The organism is Actinoplanes sp. NPDC048791 (genome assembly GCF_040650095.1).
Lineage (GTDB): Bacteria > Actinomycetota > Actinomycetes > Mycobacteriales > Micromonosporaceae > Actinoplanes.
Window position 1 is genome coordinate 23,274 of sequence record NZ_JBEZGQ010000012.1, and the last position, 8,466, is coordinate 31,739.

8 protein-coding genes and 2 pseudogenes are annotated in these 8,466 nt (G+C 68.8%); 4 read left to right on the forward strand and 6 right to left on the reverse strand.

Features of this window, described 5'->3' with window-relative positions:
* Positions 1–107: 107 nt before the first annotated feature.
* The 3 genes and pseudogenes from AB0C29_RS02500 to AB0C29_RS02510 form a co-directional block, all read right to left on the reverse strand.
* The gene (locus AB0C29_RS02500) at positions 108–896 is read right to left on the reverse strand and encodes a phospholipase domain-containing protein (protein ID WP_360814233.1); all 789 of its coding nucleotides are present in this window, start codon (positions 894–896) and stop codon (positions 108–110) included.
* A 93-nt stretch (positions 897–989) separates the two neighbouring features.
* Positions 990–1,827 (reverse strand): annotated as a pseudogene (locus AB0C29_RS02505) (alkaline phosphatase family protein); the annotation flags it as partial.
* 40 nt (positions 1,828–1,867) lie between these two features.
* Positions 1,868–2,044: pseudogene (locus AB0C29_RS02510) on the reverse strand (hypothetical protein); the annotation flags it as partial.
* Between the two features lie 180 nt (positions 2,045–2,224).
* Between AB0C29_RS02510 and AB0C29_RS02515 the strand changes: the two are divergent.
* Entirely contained in the window at positions 2,225–2,632 is a 408-nt protein-coding gene (locus tag AB0C29_RS02515; RefSeq protein ID WP_360814219.1) for an STAS domain-containing protein, read from the forward strand.
* A 90-nt stretch (positions 2,633–2,722) separates the two neighbouring features.
* Positions 2,723–3,586: a PHP domain-containing protein gene (locus AB0C29_RS02520; protein WP_360814221.1), complete on the forward strand. Its 864-nt coding sequence runs from the start codon at positions 2,723–2,725 to the stop codon at positions 3,584–3,586.
* A 16-nt stretch (positions 3,587–3,602) separates the two neighbouring features.
* Here the strand turns inward: AB0C29_RS02520 and AB0C29_RS02525 are convergent, their stop codons facing one another.
* Positions 3,603–4,100 carry an NUDIX hydrolase gene (locus AB0C29_RS02525; protein WP_360814223.1) on the reverse strand — a complete coding sequence of 166 codons (498 nt, stop codon included), beginning with the start codon at positions 4,098–4,100 and terminating at the stop codon, positions 3,603–3,605.
* Between the two features lie 290 nt (positions 4,101–4,390).
* Between AB0C29_RS02525 and AB0C29_RS02530 the strand changes: the two genes are divergently transcribed.
* Entirely contained in the window at positions 4,391–5,509 is a 1,119-nt protein-coding gene (locus AB0C29_RS02530) for a tetratricopeptide repeat protein (protein WP_360814225.1), read from the forward strand.
* Positions 5,510–5,512: 3 nt separating this feature from the next.
* On the opposite strand, the gene AB0C29_RS02535 is transcribed toward AB0C29_RS02530, so the two are convergent.
* Positions 5,513–5,953, reverse strand: a complete 441-nt coding sequence (locus AB0C29_RS02535; protein WP_360814227.1) for a hypothetical protein — start codon at positions 5,951–5,953, stop codon at positions 5,513–5,515.
* Between the two features lie 332 nt (positions 5,954–6,285).
* Between AB0C29_RS02535 and AB0C29_RS02540 the strand changes: the two genes are divergently transcribed.
* On the forward strand, positions 6,286–6,714 hold the full coding sequence (locus tag AB0C29_RS02540) for a PPOX class F420-dependent oxidoreductase (RefSeq protein ID WP_360814229.1): 429 nt from the start codon (positions 6,286–6,288) through the stop codon (positions 6,712–6,714).
* Between the two features lie 358 nt (positions 6,715–7,072).
* Here AB0C29_RS02540 and AB0C29_RS02545 read toward each other — a convergent pair.
* On the reverse strand, positions 7,073–8,466 hold a 1,394-nt coding region (locus AB0C29_RS02545), incomplete at its 5' end, for an AMP-binding protein (RefSeq protein WP_360814231.1).

An 8,466-nucleotide genomic window follows, 5' to 3' on the forward strand; every position in this document is an offset into this window, starting at 1 on the left:
GTGATCGCGCACTGTCGCCGACAGTTCAGCTGCCCACACCCGGCCCGTCGCCCACTGCTCATGCGAAATCACGCCGATGACCATCTCCGGCCGCGGGCCGTTCAACATCAACGGCCGGCCACCGTGAACGGTCCGTCATCGGGCCGGCTCTGGACGAGTCCGCCCATCGCCGGATCGCTGATGCTGTCGCGGCCGTTCTCGAGGTGCCCGGCGTACCGCCGGTGCAGGTCCTTCCCGGCGGTCACGGTGAGGTCGTACCAGCCACGGGTACGCGCGACACCCCATGACCTGCTCGCTGCCCGTCCACCACGCACCGGGACCGTGGTCTGCCGGCCGGTGTATCGGTCGCGGATGGTCAGCTGAACCGGCTCCGGCCCCGGGTTGGTGAAGCTGAGCGTGACCTTCTCGGCGCGCTGGTCGTACTCGGTGGTCATGGCCACGGCCGGCGCCTGCGCGCTGCCCACGAAGGTGCGGCAGAAGCCGTTGGGGCCGTGCACCGAGACGTCGTAGCTCCGGGCTGCCGCCCAGGTGCCGGTGACGGACTTGCCTGGCTCCACGGTGTACGTGCGCGGCTGCTCGCCGGACGCGGTCGAGCGGGCCAGGAAGACCGCGGTCGCCTCGCCGGTATTGCGGAACGTGACCGTCAGCACCTGGCCGGCGACCGCGCCGTCGGCGTGCAGGGTGTACGACAGCGCGCGCGCCGGGCGTACCCCTCGCTCCTGGCCGGGCAGCCGCCCCTCCTTCGGTGGGACCGGCACCTCGTCGGGGTGCCGCACCAGGTCCGCGGGCTTGAAATCAGCGGTGTCCGGGAGCCGGACCGGACGGTCGCGGTTGGGTGTCCGGAAGTCGAAGGCGCTGGTCAGATCGCCGGCCACCGCCCGGCGCCACGGGGTCATGTGGGACTCGATCAGGTCCGGACGTCCGCCGGCGAAGCGGGCCTCCAGGAACCGGATCAGCGACGTGTGGTCGAACAGCTGGGAGTTGACCCACCCGCCCCGCGACCACGGGGAAACGACCATCATGGGTACGCGGACGCCGAGGCCGTACGGCCCGGCGGCGTTCGCGGGGTCCCCCGGATAGATCTCGTGGGTGGTCGCCACGGTCGACGCACCCTGCGCCGGTGACTGCGGGGGAGTGGGCGGCACGAGATGGTCGAAGAATCCGCCGTCCTCGTCGTAGGTGGTTCGGATGCTCGGTGTACGCCTCCGGCGCGACGATGTAGGACACTGAGGGCAGCCGGCCGGTGCGGACGTCCTCGCGGAAGTCGGTGAGCAGCGCCAGCGGGTCGCGGCCCAGCGGGTTGATGTTCGTGCCGGTCTTGGCCCGGTCGGCCAGCGGCGATCCGGGAGCGGCGTTCTGGTAGCGGTGGAAGTACAGCAGCGAGTTGTCGCCGTAGTTGCCGATGTACGGGTCCTGGGTCCAGCCCCACGAGCCCGCGGCGTTCAGGCCGGTCCCGATGTCCTGGTACACCTTCCAGGACACGCCGGCCCGCTCGAGGCGTTCCGGGTAGGTCGACCAGTCGTAGCCGGCCTCGGCGTTGTTGATCACCGGTCCGCCGCCGGAGCCGTCGTTGCCGACCCAGCCGGTCCACATGTGATACCGGTTCGGATCCGTCGGCCCCAGCAAAGAACAGTGGTAGTTGTCGCAGACGGTGAAGGCGTCCGCGAGCGCGTACTGGTACGGCAGGTCCTTGCGGGTGTGGTAGGTCATCGTCGTGACGCCCTTGCTGGGCACCCACCGGTCGTACCGGCCGTCGTTCCAGGCGGCGTGCCCGTCGGTCCAGCCGTGCGGCGGGTCGGGCAGGTAGCTCTGTCCGAGGTTCGGCACGTCGGGCGAAGCCCCGTACGCCGCGCAACGAGCCGAAGTAGTGATCGAACGAGCGGTTCTCCTGCATCAGGATGATCACGTGCTCGACGTCGGCGATGGTGCCGGTGTGAACGTCGGCCGGGATGGCCAGCGCCTCGCTGAGGTCCAGCGGCAGGGCGGCCGCGGCGGCCGGCAGCCCGGCCAGCTGAAGAAACGTGCGACGGTCGACGGCACCCATGTCGGGTCCTTCCGGAGGCACTACGCGGGAACTCGCAACCGGAAGCTATCGACGGAACATGGATACGGGATGGCGGGCGATGACCGGCCGCTGAGGGGCAGATGACAACTCGCCGCACATGAACGGCAGGTGGCTCGACTGCGGCGTGACCGGGCCGTGATGTGGTGAATTCTTCACCGCATGGTCGACCCGCGGTACGGCGGCGTTCTATTCTGGCCGCTCAAACAGTGGGTAACGGAAGGCATCATGATGGCCGATGCGGCGGTCGATGCAGTGGTCAGTGCCGACGGCAGTCTCATCATCCGCCCTCGTGGCGTCCTCGGTGCCGAGGACGCGGTCGATCTACGCCACACCCTGGTCCACGCGGTGCGCCATGTTCGCCCGCTGCGCCTCATCCTGGACCTGCGCGACGTCCACGATCTTGACTCGATCAACGTCGGCACGCTCGTCGCGGCCTGTCACCTCGGTGACGATCATCAGGTCGCGGTCTTTCTCGACAACTCCTCAGTGACGGTCGCCGGCCGGCTCGCCGCGGCCGGAGTCGCCGCGCACCGGCTGCGACACGTCGGGAGACCCCTGGCCGCGTGAAGGTCCCTGACCTTCGCACTGCGAGGTCGCCGGCTTGCGGCGGGCAGGGTGTCGGCACTTCAGGCCGACCCACCCCGCAGCGCCTGAACCATGATCGCTACCGTGGGCCGAGTGATTCAGCCCGCGGACGGCCACGTACACAGCGAATTCTCCTGGGATGCTTCTGAGGGCTCCATGGAACGGACCTGCGCCCGCGCGGTGCAGCTCGGTCTCCCGGCCGTCGCGTTCACCGAGCACGTCGACTACTCCCGGTGGACGGTCGACGAGGTGGTCCTGGAGCGTTCACCCCTGCGCCGGGAGCTGACCGGCCCCGACGGCGTGCTGGTCCCGCCCGAGTTGGACCAGGAGCGCTATCTCGCCTCCGTCCAGCGGTGCCGCGAGATCTTCCCGTCGCTGCGCATCATCAGCGGCGTCGAGCTGGGCGAACCCCACTGGAACGCCGTGCCGGTCGAGAAACTGCTCGGCACCGGCCACTACGAACGGGTGCTCGGCTCGCTGCACGCCCTGCCCGTCAACGGCCACCTCGTCGAGGCGAACGCGCTCTACCGGCAGCGCCCCGCCGTCGAAGTGATGCGGCTGTACCTGGCCGAGATCGCCGAGCTGATCGCCCGTACGGATGCTTTCGCGGTTCTCGCCCACCTGGATTACGCCGTCCGCGGCTGGCCCGCCGAGGCCGGGCCGTTCGACCTGTACGCGTTCGAGGACGAGTTCCGGCACGCATTGCGTACCCTCGCCGCCACGGACCGGACGCTGGAGGTCAACACCCGCATCCCGCTGGCCTCGGAGATCGTCCGCTGGTGGCGCGAGGAGGGCGGCAAGGTGGTCACCTTCGGTAGCGACGCCCACGTTCCGGAAGCCGTCGGCAGCGGCCTGTCCGCGGCGGTGGACATGGTCGAGGCCCACGGTTTCCGGCCGGGCCGTCATCCGTACGACCGCTGGACCCTCCCCGGGTGACCGTCATCCACGGCGGTTAAGAGCTGATCCCCTGTACAGGGCGGCCATTCTCGAGATAGCGCACCTGTTTGGTCTTCCAGGCGGCGCGTACCCGGCGTCGGACCGGCCCGCTGAGCAGAGGCAGCGCCGTGTCGATCGGCAGAATCCGGCTTTCGGCGATCTCGACCGGCTGGATGATCACGGTATTCAGGACGGCGTCGTCGAAGACGCCGCAGTCGAAAAGGAAGCGCATACCGCCCGGACGGTCAGGTCGTGGGCGCAGGTAGTCCACGCACACGAGTCGCCCGGTGGTGACGTCGAGGCCGCACTCCTCCTTGGTTTCGCGGCGACACGCCTCCCAGGGTGACTCGCCGACCTCGACGATCCCGCCCGGGATCGTCCAACCGCCCTTGTACGTGGGCTTCAGGATGAGCAATCGCCCCTTGCGGCCACGTACCAGAGCTCCGGCGGAGGCCGGGATGGTCGGGAGTACGAACGTCAGCTCGGGTAGCTCACCAGCGCTGACGTCGCTCATGGAGATCATGCTAGGGCCGGCGCGACTGATCGGCCATCCGCCGGGCATGAGCAGCATCCCTGGCGTTGCCGTATTCGCGTTGCCCGGAAGTTGCAAGGAATCGAGCCGGCCGGCGCGTGCGCCGACGGCCGCCGGTATCCGGATCTGCCGATGAGACTGCATCCGGCTGTGCCGAATTGTTGCGCCTGGGCTGCGATGCCCGTGGTCTTCTGTCGTCGCCGGCGTTGGCGCGTCGTTGGACGCGTTCGACGATGCCACCAAGGTTTGATCGGTTTGAGTACTATCCGGGCATGCTCGACTTCGACGGACGATTTCGCATGCCGGAATATCCGGAGTCGTTGGCCGCCGTACGTGAGTGGGAAGACACCGTCGCCGCGCGGCAGCAGCAATTCGGCGCCGACGATCCGCGGACGGTCGACAGCCGGCTCCATCTCGCCGAAGCTTACGAAAATCTGGGAATGTCCATCGAGTCCTACGAAAACTCGGAGGTCCCCGACGACCGTGAGATGGAAGCACTGGCGACGGCCGAGTTGACCAAGGCAGCCGACAGCCGCATCCGCACGCTCGGGCCGGATCACCTCGACACGCTCACCGTCCGGTACGACCTCACCGCGCTGCGCCTCCGCCAGGCGGTTCAGCACGGGCTGCCCGGACAGGACGAGTTGGTGACCGAGTTCCGGTCCATCGCCGACGTGTCAGCCCGAACGTTAGGGCACGCTCACCCGATGACGCTGAAAGCCCGGTCACAGCTGTCCTTTTTCTGCCCGGAACCGGAGCGTTCTGCCCTGAAAGCGCAGGTCGTGCGGGGCTTGGAGGACGTGCTGGCCGAGCAGGAGCAGCGCCTCGGGTCTGATGACCCGCAAACCTTGGAAACGATGAGGCGTCTGGTGGCGGCGTACCGAGACGACCGCGGCGATGAAGCACAACGGCTGGCGGAGCGGCTGATTGCCGGATGGGAGCGAGTTGCCGCCGCCCGCATCCGCGACCTGGGGCCAGTACACCCGGACACCGTGATCGCCCGGGAGCAGCACCTCACCTATGTCGGAGACTGGGTGTCCCGAGGCGCCGCGGAGCGGCTCTTCGAGGAACTCGTCGCGGAACACGTCCGGCTGCTGGGTCCGGACCATCCCCGGACGCTTCACACGCAGCTGGAGCTGATACATGCATGGAAAGGGCTGTACGGCTCCGCCACTCCGGAGACCGTCACATTCGCCGAACGCCTTCTCCATCGCTTCCGCGACGTGCTCGGTCCGGATCACCACGACTTCCTGATGCTCCGTTATTACTTGATGTCGCAGCGCCTCATGGAAGGAAAGCTTGACGCTGCCGTCGAGATAAAAACTCAATACCCTGCGCCCGACGACGAGGAGCAGGAAAACGCGGCGGGTGAGCACCACTGCGGGACGTGACAGCTAGGTCGGCCAAGGCTGCATTCGCAACGCTCGATCAAGCGGCTCAGCGGTCAGTCCGAAGCGTCGGATTTTCTGGGCGTGGTCGGTATCGCCGGCCTGTTTGCATAGCCGGGCCGAGTTGGTCATGGCGTTGATGTTGGCGCGGTTGACGGCTTCGCGGTACAAGCTAGCTGCAGCGTTCGGGTCGCCGTTGAGTTCGCGTTGCCGCGCCAACCGGCTAAGGGCGATCGGGTTGCCGCGATCGGCGGCCTCGTGGGCTAGGCGAAGTGCGCCGTCGAAGTCGCCGTGCCGATCGAGGTGGAGGGACAGTTGGCTGAGAACGCTGGTTTGGCCACGATCTGCGGCTTGACGGGCGGCAGCGACAGCGCCTTCTACGAGCGAAACCGCGCGGGCCGACGCGATAGGTGCGGCTGTCGCGATCGTTTGGCTACGACGACGCATCGGTACAGACGGGTCGCGCGCTGGTGCACCTGCGGGCCATGAGGGTCGTAGCTCGGGCGATCGGTCGAACAATCCGGCTGGACGGCCCGGGAGTGGCGCAATTTAGGGCTTCGTGGCGTCGCCAGGCCCGGCCTCTGTCGGCCAGCGCCAGGCAGGGTTGGCCCACGCCAGGACCGTCGATCACGCATCGATCCCGTAGTCGGGTAGCGCGGGATCATCAGCAGCAGAGCGCTGGCCTCGCCAGCGTATTCAACTGCTGAGTTGAGTGCGACACTGACTGGCAGGAAGGAACTGCTCCACGCGGAAGGTGCCGACGGAAGGAGTGGAACGACATGTCGTTCACCGACGAAGAGATCGCATACCTTCGATCGCAGCCAGTTCTGCGACTCGCGACTCTTGGCGCCGACGAGCAGCCCGACGTGGTTCCCCTCGCCTTCGAATTCGACGGAGACTTCTTCTGGGTGGGAGGCTCCGCGCGCTCCGTGCTCGATACCCGCAAGTTCCGCAACGTCCGGGCCGGCAACCAGCGCGTCGCATTCGTGGTCGACGACATGGTGTCGTTCGATCCGTTCATCGCCCGTTCGATCCGGGTCTACGGGCGCGCCGAAGGGCCATTCGAACGAGTCGGGATCGTGGGGCCAGGCATCTACATGCGCATCACCCCGACCATCTCGTGGAGCTGGAACATGACGGGTGAGCCCGTCGGCAGCACGTGGTACGAACCGACGCGGACGATTCACCAGGCGCCAGGAGACAAATAGACTCCGGAGCGCGACCGCCTCGCATACCGCACGCGCGAACGACCTGCACTGCCTCGGACAGGGCGGCGGTGAACTCGCCCACCTCGGCAGGCTGGTCGGGAAGCGCGACCGGGATCCATCACAGATACCGATCGACGCCGACGCCGACGCCGACGCCGACGCCGACGCCGAGCCGCGGCACGCGATATCCAGACCGGCCGCGGAGAGAAGCGCGACTTCGCCGTGACGCTGTCCAGCACCATGAGGTGGTAGCCGCCGGCCCGCGACCCAGCCGCCCATCACCGACCGGCCATAGCCGCGCCGACGCTGAGCGTCGCCGCGCTCGGCGCTTGTCAAGGCAGCGACTGATGACGGCGGCTCAGCGGGGCAGATCGCGGGTCAGGACCTTGCCCGTCGCGTTGCGGGGCAAGGACGGGAGAAACACCACGTCGCGCGGTACGCAGAAGCGGGCCAGGTGACGGCGTACATGGTCGCGGACCTGCTCCGGGCGGAGGATCTCACCCGGCTGCGGCACCAGGTACGCGGCCAGCCGCTCGCCGTACCGGTCGTCGGGCACGCCGATCACCGCCACCTCACGAATCTCGGGGAGGTCGGCGAGCAGGTTCTCCACTTCGGCGGGGAAGACGTTCTCGCCGCCGGACACGATCATGTCGTCCTCGCGGCCGTCGACGAAGACCCGCCCGGCCGCGTCGAGGTGGCCGAGGTCGCCGGTGGCCAGCAGGCCGTCGTGCCGTTCCCCGGAGGTGCCGTTGGAGTAGCCGTCGAAGAGCATCTCGTTGCCGACGAAGAGCCGCCCGATCGTGCCGGTGGGTAGCGGCCGGCCCGCCTCGTCGAGCACCACGGTCCGGGTGCCGTGCGGCGGCCGGCCCGCCGTGTTCGGCGCTGCCCGCAGGTCGGCCGGGGTGGCGATGGACGCCCAGGAGACCTCGGTGGAGCCGTACACGTTGTAGAGGACGTCGCCGTACCGGTCCATGACCCGGGTGGCCAACCCGCCGGGCAGCGCGGACCCGCTGACGGCGACCACCCGCAGCGGCGGGTGGGGGCCGGTCGGTGCCTGCTCCATCAGCTGCTGGAGCATCACCGGGACGGCGATCATGGCGGTGCACTTCTCGTCCACCATCGCGGCCGACGCGGTGGCCGGCTCGAAGCGGCGGCGCAGCACGACGGTGGCCCGCAGCGCCAGCGCGATCTGCAGCCCGGCGTACCCCCAGGTGTGGAACAGTGGCGCGGCGATCAGCACGCGGTCGCCGGCGCGCAGCGGGATCCGGTCGATCATCGAGCACAGCGGGCCGAACCCGCCGGGCGTACGCCGCAGGGCGCCCTTGGGCACGCCGGTGGTGCCGGAGGTCAGCACGATCGTCCGTCCGGCGCGCTCCGGTGGGGTCAGCTCACCGGGCGGGGCCCCGTTGATCAGTTCGTCGAGCCGCGCCTCGCCGATGCCGTCGAGGCCCTTCGGCAGCTCGAACTCGTCGTCGTGGATCAGCGCCCGGAGCTCCTGCTCCCGGGCGACGGTGCTGAGCTGAGGTCCGGACAGCCCGGTGTTGATCAGCACCGCGTCGGCGCCGAGCGAGGTGACCGCGACCAGGGTCTCGATCATGGCGGCGGAGTTGCGGCAGAGCACTCCGACCCGGTCGCCGGGCTCGACGCCGACCGTGCCGCGCAGGGCGCGGGACAGCCGCCCGGCCCGCTCGAGCAGGTCGCGGTAGGTCACCGCGCGGCGCTCGTCGACGACGGCGACCCGTTCCGGGTCGC

Bases quoted from the DNA above. Each gene is read 5' to 3' on its own strand.
- AB0C29_RS02530 (WP_360814225.1), top strand. From the start codon at position 4,391: ATGCTCGACTTCGACGGACGATTTCGCATGCCGGAATATCCGGAGTCG.
- AB0C29_RS02540 (WP_360814229.1), top strand. From the start codon at position 6,286: ATGTCGTTCACCGACGAAGAGATCGCATACCTTCGATCGCAGCCAGTT.
- AB0C29_RS02520 (WP_360814221.1), top strand. From the start codon at position 2,723: ATGATCGCTACCGTGGGCCGAGTGATTCAGCCCGCGGACGGCCACGTA.
- AB0C29_RS02525 (WP_360814223.1), bottom strand. From the start codon at position 4,100: ATGAGCGACGTCAGCGCTGGTGAGCTACCCGAGCTGACGTTCGTACTC.
- AB0C29_RS02500 (WP_360814233.1), bottom strand. From the start codon at position 896: ATGACCCCGTGGCGCCGGGCGGTGGCCGGCGATCTGACCAGCGCCTTC.
- AB0C29_RS02535 (WP_360814227.1), bottom strand. From the start codon at position 5,953: ATGCGTCGTCGTAGCCAAACGATCGCGACAGCCGCACCTATCGCGTCG.
- AB0C29_RS02515 (WP_360814219.1), top strand. From the start codon at position 2,225: ATGGTCGACCCGCGGTACGGCGGCGTTCTATTCTGGCCGCTCAAACAG.